24 protein-coding genes are annotated in these 23,248 nt (G+C 39.0%); 15 read left to right on the top strand and 9 right to left on the bottom strand.

Annotated features, from left to right (window positions below):
- Positions 1-74: 74 nt before the first annotated feature.
- From IPMB12_RS02055 to IPMB12_RS02085, 7 genes are all read left to right on the top strand, one after another.
- Complete coding sequence (locus tag IPMB12_RS02055) at positions 75-554, top strand: PPC domain-containing DNA-binding protein (protein WP_166914463.1); 480 nt, start codon at positions 75-77, stop codon at positions 552-554.
- Positions 555-647: 93 nt separating this feature from the next.
- Positions 648-1,646, top strand: coding sequence for a thiamine pyrophosphate-dependent dehydrogenase E1 component subunit alpha (locus tag IPMB12_RS02060; RefSeq protein WP_166914465.1), 999 nt, complete (start codon positions 648-650; stop codon positions 1,644-1,646).
- Complete coding sequence (locus tag IPMB12_RS02065; protein WP_166914467.1) at positions 1,643-2,626, top strand: alpha-ketoacid dehydrogenase subunit beta; 984 nt, start codon at positions 1,643-1,645, stop codon at positions 2,624-2,626. The genes IPMB12_RS02060 and IPMB12_RS02065 overlap by 4 nt, the downstream gene beginning before the upstream one ends.
- Positions 2,627-2,636: 10 nt before the next feature.
- Positions 2,637-3,884: a dihydrolipoamide acetyltransferase family protein gene (locus IPMB12_RS02070; RefSeq protein WP_166914469.1), complete on the top strand. Its 1,248-nt coding sequence runs from the start codon at positions 2,637-2,639 to the stop codon at positions 3,882-3,884.
- A gap of 12 nt (positions 3,885-3,896) precedes the next feature.
- Positions 3,897-5,318, top strand: a complete 1,422-nt coding sequence (gene lpdA, locus IPMB12_RS02075; RefSeq protein WP_166914471.1) for a dihydrolipoyl dehydrogenase — start codon at positions 3,897-3,899, stop codon at positions 5,316-5,318.
- A 57-nt stretch (positions 5,319-5,375) separates the two neighbouring features.
- The gene (locus IPMB12_RS02080; RefSeq protein WP_166914473.1) at positions 5,376-6,257 is read left to right on the top strand and encodes an NAD(P)-dependent oxidoreductase; all 882 of its coding nucleotides are present in this window, start codon (positions 5,376-5,378) and stop codon (positions 6,255-6,257) included.
- A 272-nt stretch (positions 6,258-6,529) separates the two neighbouring features.
- Entirely contained in the window at positions 6,530-7,126 is a 597-nt protein-coding gene (locus tag IPMB12_RS02085; RefSeq protein WP_166914475.1) for a flavin reductase family protein, read from the top strand.
- A gap of 54 nt (positions 7,127-7,180) precedes the next feature.
- Here IPMB12_RS02085 and hxlB read toward each other — a convergent pair whose 3' ends face one another.
- The 5 genes from hxlB to IPMB12_RS02110 all read right to left on the bottom strand — a co-directional run bounded on the left by hxlB (position 7,181) and on the right by IPMB12_RS02110 (position 11,700).
- Positions 7,181-7,741: a 6-phospho-3-hexuloisomerase gene (gene hxlB / locus IPMB12_RS02090; RefSeq protein ID WP_166914477.1), complete on the bottom strand. Its 561-nt coding sequence runs from the start codon at positions 7,739-7,741 to the stop codon at positions 7,181-7,183.
- Between the two features lie 111 nt (positions 7,742-7,852).
- On the bottom strand, positions 7,853-9,289 hold the full coding sequence (locus IPMB12_RS02095; RefSeq protein WP_166914479.1) for a PTS mannitol transporter subunit IICB: 1,437 nt from the start codon (positions 9,287-9,289) through the stop codon (positions 7,853-7,855).
- A 47-nt stretch (positions 9,290-9,336) separates the two neighbouring features.
- Positions 9,337-9,765: a PTS sugar transporter subunit IIA gene (locus IPMB12_RS02100; protein ID WP_166914481.1), complete on the bottom strand. Its 429-nt coding sequence runs from the start codon at positions 9,763-9,765 to the stop codon at positions 9,337-9,339.
- 13 nt (positions 9,766-9,778) lie between these two features.
- Complete coding sequence (locus tag IPMB12_RS02105; protein ID WP_166914483.1) at positions 9,779-10,987, bottom strand: mannitol-1-phosphate 5-dehydrogenase; 1,209 nt, start codon at positions 10,985-10,987, stop codon at positions 9,779-9,781.
- A 20-nt stretch (positions 10,988-11,007) separates the two neighbouring features.
- The gene (locus IPMB12_RS02110) at positions 11,008-11,700 is read right to left on the bottom strand and encodes a ribulose-phosphate 3-epimerase (protein WP_166914485.1); all 693 of its coding nucleotides are present in this window, start codon (positions 11,698-11,700) and stop codon (positions 11,008-11,010) included.
- A gap of 203 nt (positions 11,701-11,903) precedes the next feature.
- Here IPMB12_RS02110 and IPMB12_RS02115 point away from each other — a divergent pair, with 203 nt between their 5' ends.
- Together IPMB12_RS02115 and IPMB12_RS02120 are read left to right on the top strand one after the other, a co-directional pair.
- The gene (locus IPMB12_RS02115) at positions 11,904-12,674 is read left to right on the top strand and encodes a DeoR/GlpR family DNA-binding transcription regulator (protein ID WP_166914487.1); all 771 of its coding nucleotides are present in this window, start codon (positions 11,904-11,906) and stop codon (positions 12,672-12,674) included.
- A gap of 15 nt (positions 12,675-12,689) precedes the next feature.
- On the top strand, positions 12,690-13,517 hold the full coding sequence (locus IPMB12_RS02120) for a hypothetical protein (protein WP_166914489.1): 828 nt from the start codon (positions 12,690-12,692) through the stop codon (positions 13,515-13,517).
- A 31-nt stretch (positions 13,518-13,548) separates the two neighbouring features.
- On the opposite strand, the gene IPMB12_RS02125 is transcribed toward IPMB12_RS02120, so the two are convergent.
- The gene (locus tag IPMB12_RS02125) at positions 13,549-14,820 is read right to left on the bottom strand and encodes an AraC family transcriptional regulator (protein ID WP_166914491.1); all 1,272 of its coding nucleotides are present in this window, start codon (positions 14,818-14,820) and stop codon (positions 13,549-13,551) included.
- 490 nt (positions 14,821-15,310) lie between these two features.
- On the opposite strand from IPMB12_RS02125, the gene IPMB12_RS02130 reads away from it, so the two are divergent.
- Together IPMB12_RS02130 and IPMB12_RS02135 are read left to right on the top strand one after the other, a co-directional pair.
- Positions 15,311-16,333, top strand: a complete 1,023-nt coding sequence (locus IPMB12_RS02130; RefSeq protein ID WP_166914493.1) for a hypothetical protein — start codon at positions 15,311-15,313, stop codon at positions 16,331-16,333.
- Between the two features lie 59 nt (positions 16,334-16,392).
- Entirely contained in the window at positions 16,393-17,160 is a 768-nt protein-coding gene (locus IPMB12_RS02135) for a glucose 1-dehydrogenase (protein ID WP_166914495.1), read from the top strand.
- 118 nt (positions 17,161-17,278) lie between these two features.
- Here the strand turns inward: IPMB12_RS02135 and IPMB12_RS02140 are convergent, their stop codons facing one another.
- The gene (locus IPMB12_RS02140) at positions 17,279-17,770 is read right to left on the bottom strand and encodes a pyridoxamine 5'-phosphate oxidase family protein (RefSeq protein ID WP_166914497.1); all 492 of its coding nucleotides are present in this window, start codon (positions 17,768-17,770) and stop codon (positions 17,279-17,281) included.
- A gap of 345 nt (positions 17,771-18,115) precedes the next feature.
- Here IPMB12_RS02140 and IPMB12_RS02145 point away from each other — a divergent pair, with 345 nt between their 5' ends.
- The 4 genes from IPMB12_RS02145 to IPMB12_RS02160 all read left to right on the top strand — a co-directional run bounded on the left by IPMB12_RS02145 (position 18,116) and on the right by IPMB12_RS02160 (position 20,909).
- Positions 18,116-19,054, top strand: a complete 939-nt coding sequence (locus IPMB12_RS02145) for a DMT family transporter (protein WP_166914499.1) — start codon at positions 18,116-18,118, stop codon at positions 19,052-19,054.
- A gap of 133 nt (positions 19,055-19,187) precedes the next feature.
- On the top strand, positions 19,188-19,451 hold the full coding sequence (locus tag IPMB12_RS02150; RefSeq protein WP_166914501.1) for an HPr family phosphocarrier protein: 264 nt from the start codon (positions 19,188-19,190) through the stop codon (positions 19,449-19,451).
- Positions 19,452-19,614: 163 nt separating this feature from the next.
- On the top strand, positions 19,615-20,175 hold the full coding sequence (locus tag IPMB12_RS02155) for a DUF1439 domain-containing protein (RefSeq protein WP_166914503.1): 561 nt from the start codon (positions 19,615-19,617) through the stop codon (positions 20,173-20,175).
- Positions 20,176-20,390: 215 nt separating this feature from the next.
- Positions 20,391-20,909: a NirD/YgiW/YdeI family stress tolerance protein gene (locus tag IPMB12_RS02160; RefSeq protein ID WP_166914505.1), complete on the top strand. Its 519-nt coding sequence runs from the start codon at positions 20,391-20,393 to the stop codon at positions 20,907-20,909.
- A 134-nt stretch (positions 20,910-21,043) separates the two neighbouring features.
- Here the strand turns inward: IPMB12_RS02160 and fsa are convergent, their stop codons facing one another.
- Together fsa and purD are read right to left on the bottom strand one after the other, a co-directional pair.
- Complete coding sequence (fsa, locus tag IPMB12_RS02165; RefSeq protein ID WP_166914507.1) at positions 21,044-21,706, bottom strand: fructose-6-phosphate aldolase; 663 nt, start codon at positions 21,704-21,706, stop codon at positions 21,044-21,046.
- A 239-nt stretch (positions 21,707-21,945) separates the two neighbouring features.
- The gene (gene purD, locus IPMB12_RS02170) at positions 21,946-23,232 is read right to left on the bottom strand and encodes a phosphoribosylamine--glycine ligase (RefSeq protein ID WP_166914509.1); all 1,287 of its coding nucleotides are present in this window, start codon (positions 23,230-23,232) and stop codon (positions 21,946-21,948) included.
- Between the last annotated feature and the right edge of the window lie 16 nt (positions 23,233-23,248).

Below are 23,248 nucleotides of genomic sequence, written 5' to 3' on the forward strand. Positions count from 1 at the left end.
GAACAAATCACTACTCAAAAGTCAGATAAATGTTAATTAATCAGCTTTTAAACAGTTATTCAGAGGTGAATATCATGAGTAAAACAATGCGAATTCAATCCGTTGTGGGGAGCCTTGGCAGAACCATTATTGCCCGTCTTTTACCGGGTACCGATATGCTGGAAGGGATTGAAGAAACCTGTCGCCAGCATGGGGTAAAAAATGGTGTGATTTTATGCGCCATTGGTTCATTGAGTCAGGCAACGTTCACTTATCCAATATCTGATGCCAGTGCCAAAGTTGGCATTGTGTATTGTGACCCGATTGTTGTGCCCGGCCCCGTCGAATTTTATGGCGGGCAAGGCATCATCTGCCAGTCTGAACAAGATGAATATCTGATCCATTTTCACGCTTCTGCCAGTGACGAAAGCGCTAAAGTCTTTGGCGGACATTTTTTAGTTGGTAACACCATTTTGGCTACGCTGGATTTAATTATCAGTGAAGTTCAGGACGTCAAAATGTTGCGTCTGTTTGATGAAGAGACAGGATTTGTGCAATTTAGTCCGGAAAGATAATTTATTTAATAAAATCAAATAGTTATATTTTATGAGTTATTAAGAAATAAACTCGATAAATACTCATCATGAAGATGAGTTTTTGGAGGAAGTATGGCAAGCAAAGTACGTTATTCAAAAGAGTTTTTACTCGGCTTATATCAAAAAATGATACGTGTCAGATATTTTGAAGAGAAGGCAGCAGAATGTTTCACTAAAGGCATGTTAGCTGGGAATATCCATCTGTGTATTGGTCAGGAGTCGAGTGTAATTGGCAGTTGTGCTGCACTGGAAGAAAGGGATTTCATTACATCTACCCACCGGGGACATGGACATTGTATTGGTAAAGGTGCCAAAACAGATAAAGCCATGGCTGAGTTGTTTGGTAAAAAAACAGGCTATTGCAAAGGCAAAGGCGGATCGATGCATATTGTTGATGCAGACAAAGGAATACTAGGTGCTAACGGCATTGTGGGTGCTGGTATTCCTATTGCTGCAGGTTCTGCTTTAGCATCCAAAATTATGGGAACAGATGAAGTGACCATGTGCTTTTTTGGCGATGCAGCTGCTAATCAGGGCACATTCCATGAAGCTATCAATATGGCTGCAGCCTGGAAGTTACCAGTAGTATTTTTATGTGAAAACAATGGCTATGGTGTGTCTGTTGCCATTCAGGGTGTGACTAACACCGAGACGATTGCTGTGCGGGCTAAAGCCTATGATATCCCGGGTGTCACTGTTGATGGCAGTGATGTATTAAATGTTTATGAAACTGTCAAAAAAGCGGTTGAACATGTTCGTTCCGGTAAAGGTCCTTCACTGGTTGAAGTAATGGTCTATCGCTGGCAGGGGCATTACTGTGGTGATCCGGCTTCTTATCGACCAAAAGAATACGTTGAGAATGCACATCTGAAAGATCCTATCAAGCTGTTTAAAGACAAGCTCATTAGTACTAAGCAAGCTTCCAAAGCTGAACTCGAAAAGCTGGAACAAGAGATATTTGCAGAGATTGAACAGGCAGAAAACTTTGCCGTAAATAGTGATTATCCTGATATATCAGAAGCCTTTACCGATGTGTACTCTAGTGACAATGAAAGGAGTGTAGCAAGATGAGCAAATTAAGTGTGAGTAAAGCCCTCAGAGAAGGCCTCTATGAGGAAATGAAGCGTGATGAAAACATCATTGTGCTGGGTGAAGACATGGCGGTGATGGGTAGTGTTTTTGGTATTACTCAAGGCTTTTTAGAAGAATTTGGTCCTTTGCGTGTGATTGACACTCCAATTAGTGAGAGCGGTTTTACTGGCATGGCTGTAGGTATGGCCATGCGAGGTTTACGACCTGTGGTTGAGTGGATGTATAACGACTTTATCACTTGTTGTTTAGATCCGGTGATGAATCAGGCGGCTAAATTGCGTTATATGACTGGTGGGCAGCTTAGTATTCCGGTTGTTTTCCGTGCTCCAATGGGAGCGGGGAGACGTAATGCGGGTCAGCATAGCCAGTGTCTGGAAGCACTCTTTACTCATATTCCCGGCTTAAAGGTGGTTTGTCCTTCAACCGCTGCAGATGCTAAGGGTTTATTAAAGGCAGCGATTCGGGATGATGATCCGGTGGTTTTTTTAGAGCATAAACTCCTGTATGCGAAAAAAGAAGAGGTACCAGACGGTGATATTGTGATTCCACTGGGTGTGGCTGATATTAAAAGATCCGGTAAGGATGTCACGATTATTACCTGGTCGCGTCAGGTTTATTTCTCCCTCGAAGCAGCAGAACTGCTGGAAAAAGAGGGGATCTCAGTTGAGGTGCTTGATCTGCGGACACTGGTTCCACTTGACTGGGATGCGATTAAAGCCACCGTCTTAAAAACCCATAACGTGGTGATTGTGGAAGAAGGTGTGCTGCGTGGCGGTGTTGGTGCTGAGCTGTCTGCACAGATTACTGAGAAACTCTTTGATGAACTGGATGCACCGGTGGGTCGTGTGGCAGGGGCGAATGTAGTGTCACCTTTTTCACCACCTTTAGAGGATGCAGTATTCCCGCAGGTGCAGGATATTGTTGCCGGCGTTAAACAAACACTGGGTCTGGCCCGTTAAGGAGAAAATAATGGCTTATGAAATTAAAATGCCACAACTAGGGCTCACCATGACAGAGGGAACTGTTGGACGCTGGCTTAAACGTGAAGGTGAAAGTGTCAATAAAGGTGATGTTTTAGTTGAGATTGAAACAGATAAAATCGCCACAGAAATCGAAAGTGAATTTAGTGGTACTTTATTAAAAATTTTGCAGCAGGAAGGCGAAGAGGTGCCAGTGCAGGGTATTCTTTGTCTGATCGGTGAAGCAAATGAAAATGTTGCAGGAGTTACAGAAACCGTGGCAACTTCTGTACCTGAAGTTGTTCAGTCTGAACCGATGATAAATACCGCCATTAAACCTGCGGTATCCGCTCCCGTTGCTAACTCTTCTGTAAATGGAAGAGTCAAAGCTTCACCACTGGCTAAGAAGATGGCTATGGATAAAGGCATCGACTTATCGGTAGTCTCTGGTTCTGGCCCGGGTGGGCGTATTGTGAAGCAGGATATTTTAAATCATAAATCCACGAGCAGCCCGATCCCGGTCGGTGGGAATGAATCTGTATCGAAAAAAGCTGATTTTGTGGCTAATACCTCTGAACGCAGAGAAAAAATGAAATCTATGCGTAAAACAGTAGCAAGCAGAATGCTACAAAGTCATTTAGAAATTCCGGGCGTGACTCAAACAGTTAAAGTGGATGTGACTTGTCTGCTGGCGCTGAGAAAACAGCTCAATGCTGAGAGAGATGAGTCACAACGCTTTTCTATCAACGACTTTATTCTTAAAGCGACCAGTAAAGCACTCTGGCTTCATAAAGAGATGCTAATAAGCATCGATGGAGACGAGATTATCTATCACGATCACGTTAATTTAGGTATGGCTGTGAGTGTGGATAGCGGTTTGATTGTTCCTGTGATCCGTCAGGCTGAGTCACTCACGCTGGAGAGCCTTTCTGTTCAGGCTAAAGAGTTAGCGAAAAAAGCCCGGGAAGGAACATTGTCTGCTCAGGAATATCAGGGTAATACCTTTACGATTTCAAATTTAGGTATGTTTGGTATTGAATCATTTACGCCAATTATTAATCAGCCTGATGCTGCCATTCTTGGTGTTTGTGCAGTGCAGGAGGAATTAGCATTAAGTCAAAGTGATGAACTGCTCAAAAAGCAAGTGATGCGCTTATCACTGACCTTTGATCACAGGCTACTTGATGGTGTCGTGGTGGCTAAATTCCAAAAAACACTGACTGAACTGTTAGAAAATCCAATGAATATGTTGCTATAAAAGGAGCTGAATATGTCGATTGGAACTACGGCAAAGGTAAAAATTGCCATTATTGGTGGTGGACCGGGGGGATATGTGGCTGCGATACGTGCAGCCCAGCTAGGTGGTGATGTTACGGTTATTGAAAAACATAAACTGGGTGGGACGTGTTTAAATGTCGGGTGCATACCCACTAAAGCATTGTTACATGCAGCAGAGTTGTTAGAAGACGCTTCCCACAACGCCGCCGCTTTTGGTTTAGATATTAAAGTCAACAAAGTAGACTGGAATAAGGTTCAAACCAAAAAAGAGTCTATTGTTAATACATTAGTTTCTGGCGTTTCCGGTTTAATGAAGATGAATAAAATTAAGGTTGTTAATGCTGAAGCGAGTTTTATCAACGCAAATACATTACTGCTTAAATATCTTGATGGAAGCGTGGATAAAGCCAGTTTTGATAAAGTGATTATTGCAGCAGGCTCTGTCCCAAGCTTGCCACCCATTCCAGGCATTGAAAATAAATCAATCTGCATTGATTCTTCCGCAGCTTTATCTTTGAGCCAGATTCCGTCATCACTGCTGATTATTGGTGGTGGCGTTATTGGTATTGAAATGGCTGGCATATATTCCACCTTTGGCACCAAAGTCACGGTAGTAGAAGCTTTGCCAAATATCTTGCCAACTATGGAGCAGGAGCTGGTTGCACAGCTACACCATAAGTTAGCACAAAGCGGTGTTACGATTTATACCGATGCAAAAGTCATAAAAATAGAGAGTTCTGCCACTCAGGCTAAAACAACGATTAGCCGGCAGGGGAAAGAAGAATCGGTCATTACTGATAAAGTCCTGTATGCAGTGGGCAGAAAAACGGACACGTTGAATCTGGATTTAGATAAAGCTGGCGTTAACACCGATAAAGGTAAGATTCTGGTTAATGATGAGATGCAAACAAACATTGCCGGAATTTACGCAATTGGTGATTGCTTAGGACAAGTGATGTTGGCGCACGTGGCCTCTGCTCAGGGTGAAATTGCTGCTGAAAATGCACTGGGTCACCACGCAAAATATGACGGAAAATCTGTGCCGTCGTGTGTGTATACCATTCCTGAGCTGGCCGGTGTGGGGCTGACAGAAGAAGCCTGTAAAAAGCAAAACATTGACTATGTAACAGGTAAATTTCCCTTATCTGCTAATGGTAAAGCATTGATCATGAATGATGGCTTTGGTGTGGTTAAAGTCATTTTAGATCAGCGCTATAAATCACTACTCGGTGTACATATTTTGGGACCAAGAGCTACCGATCTGATCGCAGAAGCTGCGCTGGCTATTGAGATGGAAGCAACAGCAGAAGATCTGATTGCCACTATCCATGCTCACCCAACCATTAGTGAGGCTATTCGGGAAGGCGTACTTGCTGCAGAAGGACGAGCCATCCATATGCCTAATAAAAGATAATTATAACATATTGATTTATTTAAATAAATATTTTTTAAATACTGATAAGGATATATTATGATGAAAACAATTGGGTTTCTCGGATTGGGTGTGATGGGATTACCGATGGCAATCAATCTCACTAAAAAAAGTCAGTATCGAGTCATTGGTTATGATGTATTTAAAGAGCGTTCAGATATGCTGGTAGCACAAGGTGGCATAGCTGAAACAGATCCCTCAATTATTTTTGAAACCTGCGATATTATATTTTTGTGTATGCCGACTAATGAGCTCCTTGCTGCTAACGTAGAAAAAATTATTCAGCTGGCAAAACCAAATACTGTTGTAGTTGATTTTGGTTCTACCTCACCAGATATTATTCAAAAGCTACATAAGCAAGCATTAGCAAAAAATATTTACCTGATTGATTCGCCAGTGAGTGGAGGAGAAATTGGAGCGATTAATGGTTCTTTAGTCCTGATGTGTGGAGGCGAAAAAGAAGTTTTTGATAAGATAAAACCTTTACTCGAATGCGTAGGTAGTACAGTGACATATATGGGGGCGAGTGGTTTTGGGAGTATTGCAAAACTGGCCAATAACATTATTGTAGCTTGTAATATTGCTTCAGCCTGTGAAGCGTTTGCCTTTGCGGTAAAAGCAGGACTTAATCCTACAACGCTGTTTGATGCAATTAAAAATGGGTTTGCTGGTAGTACCATTATGAGCGTGAAAATTCCTAAAATTATCAGTCGTGATTTTTCCGCCAGTGCCAGAATTGCGGTGCACATGAAAGATTTAAAGAATGCTAAACAGTTTTCTGAAACATTAGGTGTTGATATTCCTCTTTCTAATCAAGTTCTTGGTTATATGCAAGAGCTTGAGCTAAAAGGTTATGTCAATGAAGATCAGGCTGCACTAGCCAGAATTTATGAAGAGCGTATGAAGGTAAAAATTAAGTAATGTGGTAGTAAATAGTGAGAGAAGAGAATAAATACTCCGGCTGCTTACTCCTTGAGCAGCCTTTAATTTTTAACCATAAATAGCTGTAAGAGCAAAATAAAAAGTGATAAGGTAATTTATATTGATTTAATCAGTGGATACAGGCTGGCAGGTCAGGGTTACTCATTGAGATATCTGCCTTGATGGCGTCATGAAGCGGTTATCCATTTTAAGTCAACAGATCGCTATTGAGTCAAAATATTCTACATAATTGTGTAGTAAGGACTTCTCTTATGTCGACACTAAATACACAGCAATTTATCGCTCCTATTGCGCTTGAAAAAGCTTATCGTCTGTTAAATCATGGACCAACCACACTTATCTCTGCCCAGTGCGGTGAAGATCGTGATGTGATGGCTGCTGCCTGGGTTAGCGTGCTGGATTTTAACCCAAGTAAGGTGACAGTGGTGATCGATAAAATCAGCCATACCCGTACACTGATTGAGAAAAGTGGTTTTTTTGCGGTACAAATTCCGACAGCGGCACTACTAAAACTGACCGTGAATGTGGGTTCAGTGAGTATGAAAGATGATCCCAATAAACTTACTAAACTTAAAGTCCCTTTGTTTTATCAAAATGACTTTAATATTCCACTGGTTCAGGGCTGTGCCGGCTGGATGATCTGTAAATTAATCAAAGAACCGCATAACCAGCAAACTTACGATCTATTTATTGGTGAAGTGGTCGCCGCATGGTCAGATACCCGTGTCTTTAAAGATGGGCACTGGCATTTTGAAAATGCAGATAACAGTTTACGTACTATTCATCATGTTGCGGGTGGTCACTTCTATTTAATTGGTGAGCCGGCGGATGTGGATTTTGATTCTTAACTCTTAGCCATCACACTTTCATATTTTGATGAAAGTGTGATGTGGTTAGGAGGCTTACTCTAAATTAGCATGTTGAGTTGCCACCTGTTCTGGTGTTAAGCCTTTACGTCTGGCGATTTCAAGGCAAATCAGATCACCAAAAATCATAAGTGCCTGTTCAAACAGCGTCGTCATTGGTTGAATCGTTTTAATCCCATCACCTGATTTTGAATTACAATGAAAATCCACAATCACATCAGCCATTTGAGCAATGCTACTTTTTGGTGATGAGGTTAAATGGGCGATTTTGGCATGATATTTTTGAGCACAGATAGCAATATTTTTAGGGAACAAAGACTCACCAGAACCAGAACCCACTAAGAGCAGATCATTGCTACCAATCGGTGGTTCATTCACATCACCAACTAACCAGGTTTTAATGCCCAAATGATTGAGTCTTTTTGCAAAAGCAGAAAGTGAGATTTTTACCCGACCAACACCAATAATAAATACTTTTTCTGCTGCAAGTAGCGCTTGAAGCAGTTGTTCAATTTCCTGTTCGCTGATACTTTTTAGAACGGTATCGAGTTCTGTAATAACACATTTTTGGTTATGACTATAGTGACTTTCTGACATAGTTAGTTCCTTCACGGTAATTTATGCAAAGTGGGTTAGATAATTTGGTATGGTTACATTATTTTTCGTATCCCTTTGAATACGTTTTAAATAATGTAACCATCAAGGTTATTAACTATTTTTAGCAGTGATACTTGTTAATAACTGTTCAAGTTGTGGGTCTTCCAGGTAGCTGGTGATCTCAATAATATTGATATCGCTATGATTAAGTTTTGCCCGATCAGCCAGATTCTTATGAACTACGATTAAATCAGAATCCTTTGGTACATCTTCTATTCGATAATGTTGTACATCGATATCTGTAATACCAGCCTTTTCGAGCTTTCTTCTAAAAACTGAGGCTCCCATGGCGCTGCTACCAAAACCCGCATCACACGCAAAAGAGATTTTTTGTAGTGAGCCGATTTGTTGAACAGCTTCATTCTCTAATAGTTTTTTACCTTCAGATTTCATCTGTTTAGATTTTTCAATAAACTCGTCCAGATTTGACTCTTCACCACTTTTTTCTTTCTCTTTTTGTAATTTCAAAATAAATGAAGTCACTAAGAAAGACACAATTGTTGCCACCAGTACGCCAGCGATGACACCAATGAAGTTACCCTTTGGTGTTAAAGCCAGGTAAGAGAAGATCGAACCTGGGCTTGGGCCGGCAACCAGTCCTACACCAAATAGCTGGAATGTGATAATGCCAGACATAGCTCCAAGGATCATGGCAATAATGGTAATTGGTTTCATCAGCACATACGGGAAGTACAACTCATGAATCCCGCCGAAGAAGTGAATGATAATCGCTCCCGGTGCTGTCTTTCTGGCGATTGAATTACCAAAGAAAGTATAACCAAGTAACAGACCAAGACCCGGCCCAGGGTTAGATGCCACCATAAAGAAGATCGATTTACCCTGTTCTAAAGTTTGTTGCATACCCAGTGGATAGTACACACCCTGATCGATTACGTTATTTAAGAATAAGACTTTAGCTGGTTCATTAATTAAAGAAAGCAGAGGCAGACCGCCAGTTGCTACTAAACCTTTAATCGCAAGAGTTACCAGATTATTGGCATACTCAATAATTGGACCGATGACAGCGTAAGATACAAGTAACAGGAAAAAGCCAACAATACCGATTGAGAAGTTATTGATCACCATCTCAAAACCAGCCGGGATATAGCGATGTAATAGTTTATCGACTTTCTTGATAATATAACCGCCCAGAGGACCGACAATCATTGCTCCTAAGAACATTGGTATATTTGAACCAATGATGAGTCCCATGGTTCCGATAGTGCCCATGACCGCACCGCGGGTACCTGCGATCATATGCCCGCCAGAGTAAGCCAGTAACAGCGGTAATAAGTTGGTAATGGTTGGGCCGACAAGTTCACCAAAGAACTCATTAGGGATCCAGCCAGTCGGGATAAAGAGGGCTGTTAATAAACCCCAGGCGATGAAAGCACCGATATTGGGTAGCACCATGTTAGTCAAAAAGCCACCAAAAGCCTGAACCTTGGCTCTGACGGTCGGCTTTGTTTGCGTACTCATGTTATTCATAATACCTCCGCATAATTTAGTTAATGAAGCTCATCAACTAAATACAATTAATTAAAAATAGTGAGTATTTGTTCTTTCGTTGTTGCCGTTTTTAATAAGTGTTGTTGTTCTTTATCAGTCAGTGTCTCTGCAAATTCGACCAGCACATCTAAATGCCCGTCATTATCCGCACTGGCTAACACCAACATGACTGAGACTGGCTGCCCGTCAGGAAATATGACCGGATTGTTGAGTTTTAAGAAAGACATAGAAGTCTGAGAGACATTGCCGTTACTCCTTGCATGGGGCAGGGCAATCTCCGGTACTAAAACGAGATAGGAACCATTGGTTTCAATATTTTTGACGATATCATCAACATAGTTTTGTGTAATGTAACCCTGATCAAGTAGTGGCTGAGAGGCGAGTGTGATCGCATCCTGCCAGGCTAATTGCTGGTTTGAAAAATGAATGTTATCTGCCAGTAATTCTGTGAGCATTCATATCTCCCGATTATTGGTTAAATAAAAAGTGCTCAATTCGTGTCAGAAAATGTGTACCCGAATCGTTTTGAATTATGGCGTTAAGTGTTGTGTAGTAATCTGCGATTACTTGTATCAGCGCCTGATCAGTTATCTGGCAATAATGCTTAATAGCAGCCTCAATACCATGTTGTTGGATAAAATCCTGTAAAGTGATGGCTTCCGAATCTTGCTGATCACTAAACAGAAGCGCCATTGCTACTACTTTAGATAGATTATGTGTTGGTAGTTTTCTTGATTGTAATTGCGACAATGGGCCGATAAGACGCTCATTAACACCCAATTTGCGAATGGGGGATTTAGCAACTCTCAGTACACTGTCTTTTATATGAGGATTAGCAAAGCGGCTTAAGGTATCTTCGATATAATCAGCCAGTGTTTGTTCTGCAAATTGATATTCAGCGATTAAGTATCTGGCTGAGTCGGACATCACATTTTTAACAAATTGTCTGAATACCGGAATCGAAAGTACATCTAAAATTGTGGTTTTATTCGCAATAAACCCCAAGTAAGCCAGAGAAGCATGCCCAAGATTAACGATATAAAGCTTCTTCTCAATATAAGGCTGTAGATCATCTACGTAGGTGACACCTTGTATTTTAGGTAAGTTATTTTCTACCATCTCTTTTTGATTAATCACCCATTCCCAGAAAGGCTCAACTGCAGTGATTGTTGTGCCATTATAAGTGGTTGAAATGGCTTGCCGGTCAATGGCTGAATTAACAAAACCAACCTGAGTTAATATCTGCTGCTCTGAAGTTGGTAATTGTTGGGTTATTGCCTGTTTTAGAATATTGGTGGCATTGATCGCATTCTCATTGGCAATGATATTAACAGGTGTTCTATGACGTTTAAATCTCTCTATAAGCCCTTGAATAATAAGAGGTGCTATACGTGGTAAATTATTGACACCAACCGATGTCGTGATTAAGTCAGCCTGACAAATTTGTTCAACAATTTGTGTTTGCTCATGAATACTATCCAGAATCGAAACATTATTGACCTCTACAAAGTAGGGTTTAGTATCTAAAACTTCGATAAGGTATTTGTTTTCTTTTCTGATGGTAGCGATATTGGTTTGATCAACATCGACAAAACAGATATGAAAACCATTATGAGATAACACATTGGCAATAAAGCCTTTACCAATATTACCTGCACCAAAATGAATAACATTCATGGGAGACCTCTTGCTGATGATTAACCAAGTACGTTTGTGATAATTGCATCCAGTGCAGCTTTATTTTCCTGTAAGGTTTTACCTGGAATATAAAGGCTGGTACTACCCAGGACTAAATTATCTGCACCGGCTTTTAGCAGGTCAGGAATTTTTTCCAGTGAAACGCGACCATCGACCTGAATTTGGGTGTTAAGATTCTTGTTAATAATGAGCTGTTTAAGATCTCTCACTTTTTGTGCGGCATAAGAAACTTGTTGTTCATTCTTATCTGTGGCAAATCCCGGATTAATCAGCATTAGCAGAATTTGATCACATTGTGGTAGTACATAATCAAGTACTGACAGAGACGTTGCCGGATTGAGTGCTACGCCCGCTTTGACATTTTTCTTTTTGATTAAATTGATATGGCGATCAATGTGCAGGCTGGTCTCTATATGGAAGCTGATGCTTTGTACACCAATGCTTAACATCTCATTAATAAAATACTCGTTGTTCAAAGACATAATATGCACGTCTAATTCCATATTGGTGAGATCGCGAATTTTTTTAATGGTATCCACACCCAGCGGCATACTCGGACTGAAGGCTCCATCGATCACATCAACATGTAATGTTTTGATTCCAACGTTTTCCAACTCTTGAATACTGGCTTTTAATGCAGAAATATCTGCACACATAATGGATGGAGATAAGGTTATTGCACGACTGTTCATGATTTTTGCCCCTTACTTAAAATTCTTAAATAGCGATTTTGATAAAACCAGATATGCTAATTAAAAATTAAATCGCAACTTATCGCAATATAAATTGTTTATTATTTCGAATTTTGTGATAAGTTTCACAATTCATTTAAAATGGAAATTATGATATTATTGGAGCCATTGTTAATATACATAAGGAAGAACAGAGGTATATTATGGAATCAATTACCGAATATAGACGAAATAAAATAGCCCAACTTATCGCATCAAGAGAAAATATTAAAGTTGGGGAATTGGCAAAAATCTTTCAGGTCTCAACTGAAACCATCAGAAAAGACTTAATCTTTTTAGATAGTAAAGGGATTGTGAAAAAGAGTCATGGTGGTGCCATCATCAATGAAGCGAACTTAAAAAGTTCCGTTGAAAAGCCGTTATCGATAAAAGAACTTGAAAATAAAGAGTATAAAAAGCGTATTGCGATGCACGCTTTGAGTTTAATCCCTCCTAATGCGTCATTCTTTATTGATTCAGGGACAACTAATAACTTTCTGGCAGAGTTGCTTGCTCATGAAAAGGGTATGAATATTTTTACCAACTCTATTCCGGTTGTGAATATGTTGGCTGATAGTGATAACAATATCTATATTCTGGGTGGAAAGCTGAAAGAGCAGAGCCACTGTATTGTAGGTAACTGGACGTTACAACTACTGGAAAACATTCAGCCGGATATTGCGTTTTTGGGATCAGATGCGTTCAAGAATTCCCTTGGGCCTTGTACTGCCTCGTTTGAAGAGTCTGGTATTAAATCGAAGATTGTAGAGAAATCAGAAAAGGTGATCGTCCTTGCTGATAGCAGTAAGTTTAATAATTCTGGTCTGTTCACCTTCTGTGACTGGAGTAAGATTGACTTGCTGATTACGGATAACCGTGTGAGTAAAAAAGATCTTAAACAACTTAATCAGGTTACCACTGTTGTGACAGTTTAAACATGATGGCGTTTTATGAATCGTTTATTTCAGTTATTTGTTAGTACTGTTTGCCTGCTGGTCTTTCCTGTTGCTGCTGAGCAAATAGCTCATTCCTCGCTTTCATTACAAAGTGTGGCTGCGATTGCGGAACAAGCAGAAGTTGCTCATCTGGAGGAAAACCCGGCAGACTATACTCAGATTATCTTTCGTGTTGAATCAGAAGATGAAACACAGTTTAGTAGTGAAATGGTGATTAATCGCATAAAGCAGGAAAATATCTATTTCTTTGTCGGAGAGATGAAATTAAGTATTGATCCCAACCATTCGTATTTAATTAACTCACTCACTGAATCAGAGTTTATTTACTCTTTTACTATTAAAAATGGCGATTTATTGTTACCCGATGGGCTTGATCCGCAAATTGCGGTTATTCATCGGGCACTTTTTGAGCGTTTAAGTGAATCAATTAAAGCTGCAATGCTGGATATGTCTGAAGATACGGACTGGTACGCATGGCAGCCGGTCTATCTGAATATGAGTGTGAATATCTCTGATGTTGTTATTGATGATTTTGATTGCTCAGTTATGACTCTTGAGGAGTCAGGATTTACGCCAGCAACAATTAAACGTTATTTTGAACTGAGTACAGACTATTCTTATGTAGATACTTATCATATCAATGATTTTGATGTCTATGGTTGCTGGGTGATTGGTACTTTACATAATCATGGGCAGGAAATGATGTTCTCGATTGACACTGGCGGAATTGGCTCAATTGGAGGACGCAGGGTTGGTTGTGCTGAACATCGTTGTGACGTATTAAATATCGATTTAGGTACTGATGGAATGTTATCTCAATAAAAAGGCGGATTCTCCGCCTTTTTCGTTACTGTTATTCTTCTCTGTTTTTTATTAATAACAAATATTCATCGATCTCTTCTGCAGAGTGTTCTTTCTCCCGATACTCTGAAGGTGGGCAACCTTTTTGCAATTTAAATGCCCGGTTAAAGGCTTTCATATTGTTGTAACCCACTTCAATCGCAATCTGCGTGATCGGATTATCTGTTGCGATCAAAAGTCCACAGCTATAAGAGATCCGGATTTCCCGCAGGGCGTCAGTAAATGATTCCATTAAATTATATTTGATAATTTTATGCAGATTAGACACACTCATGCCCAGCTGCTGGGCGACCTCTTCTGGCGTAATATCATTCATAAAGTTTTTATGCAGATAATAGAGAATTGGCCAGACCTGATTACTTTGCATTAAGTAACCTGCTTTACCTTCTGACTCTGCCCAGTGTTGTTTGCGGTACTCGTCAGGCGTAATTCCTTTAATATTTTTAAAGGTTCGGTAAAAATTCTGCACAGAATTAAAACCAGTATTTGAGACAATATATTTAATCGTTGGTGCTTTAAGTGCCAGTAAAATACAGGCGTTACGAATACGAATATTAGTGAGTAAAGAGGTAAAATTCTGTCCGGTATAGCCGATCAATTGCTCGTTCAGGCTTCTGGTATTGACTCCAACATCTTTACTAACCTTATCGATAGAAATGTCATCGGCAAAATGCTTATGAATATAACGAATCGACTCAAGTACTGCTTTATTGGTTTTGTTACCTGTGATTTTTTTAGCAGACTTTTTATTAGCATGACGAGTCTGAATCTCAGAAAAGTACATCATAAACTCAAGGAGTTTTAGATATAACTTAGTTTGTTTATTAACACCTTCTGAGGTAAAGACTTTATACATTTGATTGAAAATATTACAGACCTCATCAAATTGTTCATCATTGAGTGTCAGGCAAGGTTGAAAGTTTGGATGTAGTAGCATCTCTTTAGACTTTTCCCAGACGGAGGCAAACTGAAGATAGTCTTCCATTGAAAACTCACAAATAAAGCGAGTAATCTCTTTTTTCATCGGGGTATAAATAGTATGAAAGTGCCAGGGAGCAGTGACGGAGATATGTCCTTTCTTAATGGGATATTGCTGCCCATTAATAATTTCCACACCTTCCCCGTCAAGGATCAGGCTGATTTCAATGAAATCGTGTCGATACAATGGAAAGTTATCAACCATTTTTTCATAATTAATGTAACAGCTGGTACCAAACTCATTAAAGAACTCATCATCTTTATAGTACAAAGGGATTTTTGACATCTTAATGTACCTTATAATAATTATTGTTAATAAAAGTATAGAATATGTCCCATTAAAGTAAATATAAATATGAAAAATATTACCTCGATTGTTAAAAACTAACGATAAAGTAATCATGATAATCACTCAGTTTTATGCGATCTTGTCCAATCTCAGTAAGTCAGCTGTGTTATTGTTACTCTCAATATAAAGACTTGAAAATACCTATAATAAACTTGTTCTATTTTTTACATCGTAAATGATGTCACAAACTCATTGTATTTGTGTGGTGTGATCTGATACCAAAAAGATAAGGCCTCCCCATAGATGTATTTTCCCAAGTTTTAGTGCTTTTTCGTTGCGCAATGATGACAAATTACAGTCACTTGTAACTAGTTATATCAGTCTATAAGACAAATCGGATACTTTTGAATGTAAGGTATCTGCCAATGAAAAGATAGCAAATATACCAGTTTAAAAATTACAAAAATTTTAATTTAAGAGGTAGATTATGCGAAGAACTAAAGACGGTGTTATACAGGCGATCACGTCAGGGATACTGTGGGCATCTTACTCCATCACACTATTTAGTGTACTTAGTCCGTTCAATGGTGATACCGGCACGCTTGATAGCGCTAAAGGGATTATGTTTATTATCCTTTCGGCAATTGGTATTGCCTGGATTGATGCACTGATTACTGGTGTATTTGAAATTGGCTATTGTTATCAACAAGGCAAATTTAAAACATTCTTAAAAGAGCTCAAAAGCCCTTCATTATTTAAAATCATGCCGGCAGCGTTATTTGCTGGTCCTCTTGGTTTAGTACCTTTTGCTATTGCCAGCCGCTATTCTGTGAGTGTGGCGATGTCAATTACTGCGTTTTATCCGGTACTTGGTTCGATTATTGCCTTGTTCTGGTTTAAAGATCGCCTGTCTCCAGTTAAGTTCTTAGGTATCTTATTTGCGGTATCAGGGATTGTGGTTATTTCCGGATTCTCTGGTCTGCATATTATTGGTATTGTGCTGGCGATTGTTGCTTCTGTGGGCTACTCACTGGAACTGGTGTTTGGTTATCGCTTGATGGCAGAAGATGTTGACCCGGTTGTTTCTTTAGCCTTGAAACAAGTATCGGCGATTATAATTTATACCATCATGATGATTATTCTGCTGGTGATTCCAGGTAACTTTGAATTCTTCACAAACCTTGTTTCCATGATCGATTTCAATACTGAGTTTGATTTCACTCATGGCGTGCTAGGTAATACTACATTTATTATTTTAGTGTTCATTCTGGCTTCATTCTTTAATGCTGCTGCTTACGTGTTCTACTTCAGAGGTATGAATAATGCCGGTGTAAGTACTGCAAGTAGTTTAAATATCGCTTACGGAATCTGGACTATTATTATTTTAGCTTTACCTCCGTTCTTTATGACTCCGGCTATTTCAAGTGTGATTGGTGCGGTTTTAACTTTCACCGGCTCGGTTATCGTGATCATCGAATCCAATCGACTTGAGAAGAAATATAAAAGTTAATGAGTTTTATTTAATTTGAATCTATAAATTTTTAATCTATAAATATAGGGGTATTAAAAATGGGAAGACTTACGAATAAAGTAGCAATTATTACCGGTGCAGCACAAGGTATTGGTGAATGTACAGCGCGTATCTTCATTAAAGAAGGGGCAAAAGTTGTTATTGCTGATTTAAATGAAGAAGCTGGCAAGAAAGTAGCAGCAGATTTAGGTGCTAACGCAGCATACTTTAAGTTAGACGTATCTAACTATCAAAACTGGGTTGATTGTGTCGCATTTACTAAAAAAACGTTCGGTAAATTAACCACATTAATCAATAATGCGGGTATTTCTTATCGTAAAGATATCGCAGAAACGACTATTCAGGAATGGGATCGTACTGTTGCGATTAACCAAACTGGTGTGTTTTATGGTATGCAAGTTGCGATCGCTGAAATGCGTACTAATGGTGAAAAATGTTCAATCGCTAACGCATCTTCAATTGAAGGTTTAGTCGCTGAAGCAGCATTCTTCGCTTATTGTGGCGCTAAAGGTGCAGTAACGCTAATGACTAAAGCTGCGGCACTTTACTGTGGTGAACAACGTCTGAAAATTCGTGTGAACTCAGTTCACCCGGGCTATATCATTACGCCAATGGCTTATGATGATGCAAAACAAAATGGCCAAACAATTGATGAATATAATGCTGAATTCATCAAAAAACATCCAATTGGTTATTTAGGTGAGCCGGAAGATATCGCTTATGGTTATGTTTACCTGTCTTCAGATGAAGCAAACTTCATTTCAGGTACTGCATTATCAATCGATGGTGCTTATACAGCACAATAAGAGTTATTTTATAAAATCTATAATTAATGTTTCTTTTTATTTCATCCTTTTGTGCCAGCTTGCTGGCACTTTTTTTGGCTTTCAGAATAAAATAATGTGTAGGTTTAAGAGTATTCAACTAATCTTGTTTTGCTTTCATGGCATGTTCTTTGGCTGTTAAAGAGATCACTTCAATTGTAATCACAGTAACTGGTCTGACATCACTTTCTGATAGGGTAAAAGTCTTATCCGGAACATTCTTACGCATGAGTTGTAGTAAGGTCGAAATCTTCTCTTGCGGATCAGTAATGAGTGTCGCTTGGCCCTGACCGATAATACTGGAATAAGAATAAGAGTACATGCAGGCTTTGTCTGCGGTAATAAGCTGGTGATTGGTATCTACTTCAAATCCAATCGATGGGTTTTGTTGAATCAGGTTGAGCTTTTTGCCTTGATTGGCCCCATGAGCATAGAGTGTAATATGTTGATTTTCATCCTGCTGATACCAGAAATTAACCGGCACAATATAAGGATATTGGCCATCATGCAGCGCTAAACGTAAAACATCAGCCTGATTTAAGATATCAGTAATCTTATTAATGTCTTTAATTTCACGGTCTCGTCTGCGCATAATGATTATCTTTTTAATTCATTTAAATAGTCTTTATTTATACTCCTTTTACAACTGAACCGCAAAACATCTGTTTATTATTTTATTTAACTGAATTTGGGTAAAACAGCTATCCGAATTATCTATTTATGATATGATGTGCCGGCTTTTAACTTTTTGATTTTTCTGAGTAAATTTTTTGTTTTGTTCAATAGATAAAACTATCATTAAAAGTGAAGAAATACATTAAAAGGTTTAATTAATTAGTCTGTTTTATTGTCTGCAGCTCAATCAGATTTTATGTTGGGATTACATTGAATTGCAGATAACTTAGTTAACATATTGATATAACAAGGTTATCTTTATATGCAGAATCAATCATCATCTATTTTCATCAATAGTAAATTCGTTTTTTTTGGTGCTACCTTATGTTGTATTTTGTGGGGCAGTGCTTATCCTGCGATCAAAAACGGGTATGAACTATTTCATATTGCAGCAGATGATATTCCGGGTAAATTAGTTTTTGCTGGTTATCGTTTTCTGTTTGCCGGCCTTTTGCTATTACTCTTTGCTAAAATTGTGAATAAAAGTTCACTGAGCCTGCCACGTAGTATGTATCCACGAGTTGCCTTACTTGGCTTAACACAAACCGCTCTACAATATACTTTCTTTTATCTTGGGCTGGCTTATACAACTGGTACGAAAGGCTCCATTTTAAATGCGACAACGACCTTTTTTAGTGTTTTGCTCGCACACTATTTATATAAAAACGACCGTTTGAGTATGAATAAAACAGTCGGTTGTCTGATCGGTTTCCTTGGTGTGATGATTGTGAATATCGATCCTGCACATTTTGATTTTAGTTTCACCTTAATTGGAGAAGGTTCTGTTATTCTGGCAGCCTTTATCTTATCTGCGGCAGCAATTTATGGTAAAAAGCTCTCTCAGTCTGTTGATTCAGTGGTATTAACTGGTTATCAGCTTGGTTTGGGAGGTTTGATTTTAGGTGTTGTGGGTTACTTATTTGGTGGCACATTAGCTGGCTTAACGATGACCTCTTTCCTGCTGATGGTGTATTTGGTGTTATTGTCTTCCGTCGCTTTTGCACTCTGGACTGTATTATTAAAATATAACCGTGTTAGCGTTATTGCTCCATTTAACTTTTTAGTGCCAATTTCAGGAGTAGTATTATCAGCCATGTTCTTGAACGAAAATATTTTTGCCTGGAAAAACTTAATCGCCTTAGTTTGTGTTTGTGCAGGTATTTGGTTGGCAAATAAGGTGTCTGATAAAGCAACGAAGTAAAGCAAAAAGCGCCATTTTAGCTAAGATTAAGATTTTTGTGCGGATTCTTGTTTATCTGTGGATTGGTCTATGATAAATTGTGCGTCTGTAGAATTTAATGATTTAACATAGAGAGCACAGGAGAATAAAACTCATGTTACAAGAAAAAATGGTTGTTAAAAACAGCACTGGGCTTCATGCTCGTCCGGCAACAATGCTTGCAAAACTAGCTGGCCGTTATGAGTCTGCAATTTCACTTGTTTATAACGAAAAAACAATCAAGCTAAAAAGCATGATGGGTTTACTTGGCGCTGGTATCAAAGGTGGTTCTGAAGTTGAAATCATCTGTGATGGCGCAGACGAAGCTGCAGCAATGGCTGAAATCAGAGAATTATTTGCAACAGGTTTTGGTGAGTAATTAATTCCTATAAATCTTTGCATTTTGAGATAGATAAATAGGTCGAAGTTTTCTTCGGCCTATTTTTTTATTGACCGTAATCAATCCCTTGTGATTTTCTGTAAACATAATATAATCGCGATTGACCCCATTCCCATAAAAATTGATACTTATAAGGGCTATTATGAAACGCTTTGTAACTTATTTCTCTTTCTTTTTTCTCAGTTTGCTCATGGTTGGATGCCAAAATATTACCCAATATGCACTTTCAGAACAGTTGGTAAATCACTATCTGCAAAGCGCGGCCAGTCAAAATGTACAAAAATTTAGTGCTGCTAATATGCTGGATATTGATTTGTCTTTTGATAAATTAAATATCGATATTGGTCGTAACGAAGCTAACGTTGTTGAATTATCTGGTACAGCTAAAACACTAATTACTTCTCTGATTGGTTCACAAAATGCTGATCTTTCTTTAGAACTGAAAGGACTTCCAAACTTTGATCAACAAACCGGTGCGGTTTATTTGAAAAATCTTGAACTGGTAAGTTATAAATTGAATTCAAGTTTAGGGACTATTAATACTTCAACATTTTTACCTTATTTAAATCAGGCGCTGCAACTCTATTTCAATGAGAATCCGGTGTATGTGCTGGATAAGAGCAACCCAATGGAAAGACTAGCTCTGGCGACATCTTCAAAAATGTCAGTTGAGAAAGGGCAGTTTGTTTTCTCCTGGTTATAAATCTTAATTTTCATTAAAAAAGCGTGGCTAATGACCACGCTTTTTTTATTTTCATAAAAATATTAAAAATAAATCTTTATTTATTTCAAATGACTAGATGATTTTTTTAAATTATTTAGTATTTATTTTTCTCTTTAATATTTGCTTAATTATTTTCCTGTTAAATGTAAATCATCAAAGCACAAGAGACTGATATTAAACAGGAGATATAAATTATGAAAAAAATCGTCGCATTAGTAACTGTATTAGCTTTAGTCGGCACCGGAACGGCTTATGCAAGATCGCATAACGGTCCAATGAATCACAATGGTTATAATCAAGGCTACTGCTCAAATAACATGAATCACTCAGGTATGAATCATCGCGGAATGAACCATCAGGGTATGATGAACCAAGGTGGTGGTTTTATGAATCCAAATGGTGGTAGTCCGATGGGTGGTTTTAATGGTCAATCAGCAGCTGTTAAGACAGTTGAAGCAGCCAAACAGCTTAGTGATAATTCCCGAGTGTTATTACGTGGCTATATCACGCAAGCATTAGGTGATGAGATGTACACGTTTAAAGATGACTCAGGCACAATTAGTGTTGAGATCGATAACCGTGTATGGCGTGGACAAAATGTTGCAGCAACAGATTTAATTGAGATCTACGGTAAAGTGGATGTGAACAAATCATCAACTGATATTGAAGTAAAACGTCTGATTAAATTACCACCAGTAGCACAGCCAAAATAAGTTGTATGCTGAAAAGTAATGCAGATTGGTAAGATAAGAAAATAAAAGGGCTCATTTATGAGCCCTTTTAGATTATGTATAAAACTTGTTTTAGTGAGTCTTTTTTCTAAAACGAATAAATTTTAGGTAACTGATTAAAGTTTGGTTGAACCAAATGCACCTTTCCAGTCACTTTCAAATTTTTCAATCGCGGCATTTACTGCCGGATCAGCAATAAATAGTTCTGCTACGTCAACAGGTAGTGTCACTGACTCACAACCAGCAAGTAAGCAGTCAAGTGCCTGACGTGGAGTACGGAAACTTGCAGCGAGCACCATTGAGTCCGGAGCGTGTAGTTCAAGTAGTTGTTGTAATTCACATACCATACCAATACCATCACCACCTTGTGCGTCAACACGGTTCACGTATGGTGCAACATATTTAGCACCAGCTAAAGCTGAAAGTAAGCCTTGCCCTGCACCATAAACAGCAGTACCAAGTGTTGGAATACCGAGTTTAGTTAACTCTTTGATAGCGACTAAGCCTTCTCCAGTTACGGGTACTTTAACAACGATAGTTTTAATATGGTTACGTAGTTTTTGCGCATCTTCGATCATTTGCTCTGCGGTATTTCCCATTGTTTGGGCAAATAGCTGACCTTTGTCACCCAAAATATCCTGTAGTTCAGACAATACATCAAACACCGGACGACGCTCTTTAGCGACAATACTTGGGTTGGTAGTGACTCCTTGAATAGGAAGAATACGGTTTAAACGCTTAACAGCAGCAATATCAGCGGTATCTAAATAGAGTTCCATAACAAGCCTCATGTTTTGATTAAAAATTAAAATTCTTTCGTTCGAAAGTAATTCTATATAAATAAAAAAATAAATAGACAAATTAGATGCAATTCTGTGATCTGTTTCACAAAAAATTTTTATTATTGGGAATAAGGATAATTGAGATATTAAGAATATTTAGTATATATAAAATTTCTTCAAATAAATCAAAGGGTTATAAGATAGTGAATTATTTATAACCCTTTGATTTTATTGTATTATTTCTGTTCTCTGGCAATCGCACGATAACCAATATCATGACGATAGAAGCAATCCTGCCAGTGAATTGATTTTATTTGCTGATAGGCTTTTTGCTGTGCTTCAAGCACTGAGTGGCCCAGCGCAGTGACACACAGTACACGCCCACCGTTGGTACAGACCTTACCATTTTTAAGTACAGTACCAGCCTGAAATACTTTACAGTCAGAGCTTTCCTGAGCATTCAGACCGGTTATCTCATCACCACTGCGATAATCGCCCGGATAACCACCGGCAGCCATAACAACCCCAATCGCAGGGCGTGGATCCCAGATCGATTTTTGAGTATTGAGCTTACCGTCCACGGCGGCCAGACAGAGTTCTACCAGATCAGATTCCAGACGCATCATAATTGGCTGCGTTTCTGGATCACCAAAGCGACAATTAAATTCAATCACTTTTGGGTTACCAGATTCATCGATCATCAGACCAGCATATAAGAAGCCGGTGTAAACGTGACCTTCTGCTGCCATACCATTGACGGTTGGATAGATAACCTGTTGCATCACTTTATCAAATACAGCATCAGTCACCACGGGAGCTGGGGAATAAGCACCCATACCGCCGGTATTTAAACCGGTATCGCCATCACCAACACGTTTATGATCCTGACTGGTTGCCATTGGTTCAACGTTTTTACCGTCAACCATGACAATAAAGCTGGCTTCTTCACCGGTTAAAAACTCTTCAATCACAACGCGGTGACCTGCTTCACCAAAAGCATTGCCTGCCAGCATATCGTGGATAGCGTCTTCTGCTTCTTTGAGTGTCATTGCAACAATGACGCCTTTACCGGCAGCTAAGCCATCAGCTTTAATCACAATTGGTGCACCTTTTTGACGCAGATAAGTCAGCGCAGGTTCAATCTCAGTAAAGTTTTGATATTCAGCCGTTGGAATTTTATGACGGGCTAAAAAGTCTTTAGCAAAGGCTTTAGAGCCTTCAAGCTGCGCTGCTGCCTGAGTCGGTCCAAAGATTTTTAGTCCGGCCTGACGGAATTTATCCACCACGCCAATAACCAGAGGCGCCTCTGGCCCGACAATCGTTAAATCAATTTTTTCTTTTTGCGCAAAACTGAGCAAAGCGTCAATATCAGTGACCTGAATATCAATATTCGTTAAGCCGGGTTCTGTTGCTGTACCTGCATTGCCTGGCGCGACAAACACGTGTGACACACGCGGTGATTGTGCTACTTTCCAGCCCAGCGCGTGCTCACGTCCACCATTACCAATAATTAAGATTTTCATTTAAGACCTCTTTGAG

The sequence above is a fragment of the Zophobihabitans entericus genome (genome assembly GCF_011745665.1).
GTDB lineage: Bacteria > Pseudomonadota > Gammaproteobacteria > Enterobacterales > Orbaceae > Zophobihabitans > Zophobihabitans entericus.

What these genes read in the sequence shown, in the direction of transcription:
- IPMB12_RS02055 (WP_166914463.1), top strand. Translation starts at nt 75, where the DNA reads ATGAGTAAAACAATGCGAATTCAATCCGTTGTGGGGAGCCTTGGCAGA.
- IPMB12_RS02060 (WP_166914465.1), top strand. Translation starts at nt 648, where the DNA reads ATGGCAAGCAAAGTACGTTATTCAAAAGAGTTTTTACTCGGCTTATAT.
- IPMB12_RS02065 (WP_166914467.1), top strand. Translation starts at nt 1,643, where the DNA reads ATGAGCAAATTAAGTGTGAGTAAAGCCCTCAGAGAAGGCCTCTATGAG.
- IPMB12_RS02070 (WP_166914469.1), top strand. Translation starts at nt 2,637, where the DNA reads ATGGCTTATGAAATTAAAATGCCACAACTAGGGCTCACCATGACAGAG.
- lpdA (WP_166914471.1), top strand. Translation starts at nt 3,897, where the DNA reads ATGTCGATTGGAACTACGGCAAAGGTAAAAATTGCCATTATTGGTGGT.
- IPMB12_RS02080 (WP_166914473.1), top strand. Translation starts at nt 5,376, where the DNA reads ATGATGAAAACAATTGGGTTTCTCGGATTGGGTGTGATGGGATTACCG.
- IPMB12_RS02085 (WP_166914475.1), top strand. Translation starts at nt 6,530, where the DNA reads ATGTCGACACTAAATACACAGCAATTTATCGCTCCTATTGCGCTTGAA.
- hxlB (WP_166914477.1), bottom strand. Translation starts at nt 7,741, where the DNA reads ATGTCAGAAAGTCACTATAGTCATAACCAAAAATGTGTTATTACAGAA.
- IPMB12_RS02095 (WP_166914479.1), bottom strand. Translation starts at nt 9,289, where the DNA reads ATGAATAACATGAGTACGCAAACAAAGCCGACCGTCAGAGCCAAGGTT.
- IPMB12_RS02100 (WP_166914481.1), bottom strand. Translation starts at nt 9,765, where the DNA reads ATGCTCACAGAATTACTGGCAGATAACATTCATTTTTCAAACCAGCAA.
- IPMB12_RS02105 (WP_166914483.1), bottom strand. Translation starts at nt 10,987, where the DNA reads ATGAATGTTATTCATTTTGGTGCAGGTAATATTGGTAAAGGCTTTATT.
- IPMB12_RS02110 (WP_166914485.1), bottom strand. Translation starts at nt 11,700, where the DNA reads ATGAACAGTCGTGCAATAACCTTATCTCCATCCATTATGTGTGCAGAT.
- IPMB12_RS02115 (WP_166914487.1), top strand. Translation starts at nt 11,904, where the DNA reads ATGGAATCAATTACCGAATATAGACGAAATAAAATAGCCCAACTTATC.
- IPMB12_RS02120 (WP_166914489.1), top strand. Translation starts at nt 12,690, where the DNA reads ATGAATCGTTTATTTCAGTTATTTGTTAGTACTGTTTGCCTGCTGGTC.
- IPMB12_RS02125 (WP_166914491.1), bottom strand. Translation starts at nt 14,820, where the DNA reads ATGTCAAAAATCCCTTTGTACTATAAAGATGATGAGTTCTTTAATGAG.
- IPMB12_RS02130 (WP_166914493.1), top strand. Translation starts at nt 15,311, where the DNA reads ATGCGAAGAACTAAAGACGGTGTTATACAGGCGATCACGTCAGGGATA.
- IPMB12_RS02135 (WP_166914495.1), top strand. Translation starts at nt 16,393, where the DNA reads ATGGGAAGACTTACGAATAAAGTAGCAATTATTACCGGTGCAGCACAA.
- IPMB12_RS02140 (WP_166914497.1), bottom strand. Translation starts at nt 17,770, where the DNA reads ATGCGCAGACGAGACCGTGAAATTAAAGACATTAATAAGATTACTGAT.
- IPMB12_RS02145 (WP_166914499.1), top strand. Translation starts at nt 18,116, where the DNA reads ATGCAGAATCAATCATCATCTATTTTCATCAATAGTAAATTCGTTTTT.
- IPMB12_RS02150 (WP_166914501.1), top strand. Translation starts at nt 19,188, where the DNA reads ATGTTACAAGAAAAAATGGTTGTTAAAAACAGCACTGGGCTTCATGCT.
- IPMB12_RS02155 (WP_166914503.1), top strand. Translation starts at nt 19,615, where the DNA reads ATGAAACGCTTTGTAACTTATTTCTCTTTCTTTTTTCTCAGTTTGCTC.
- IPMB12_RS02160 (WP_166914505.1), top strand. Translation starts at nt 20,391, where the DNA reads ATGAAAAAAATCGTCGCATTAGTAACTGTATTAGCTTTAGTCGGCACC.
- fsa (WP_166914507.1), bottom strand. Translation starts at nt 21,706, where the DNA reads ATGGAACTCTATTTAGATACCGCTGATATTGCTGCTGTTAAGCGTTTA.
- purD (WP_166914509.1), bottom strand. Translation starts at nt 23,232, where the DNA reads ATGAAAATCTTAATTATTGGTAATGGTGGACGTGAGCACGCGCTGGGC.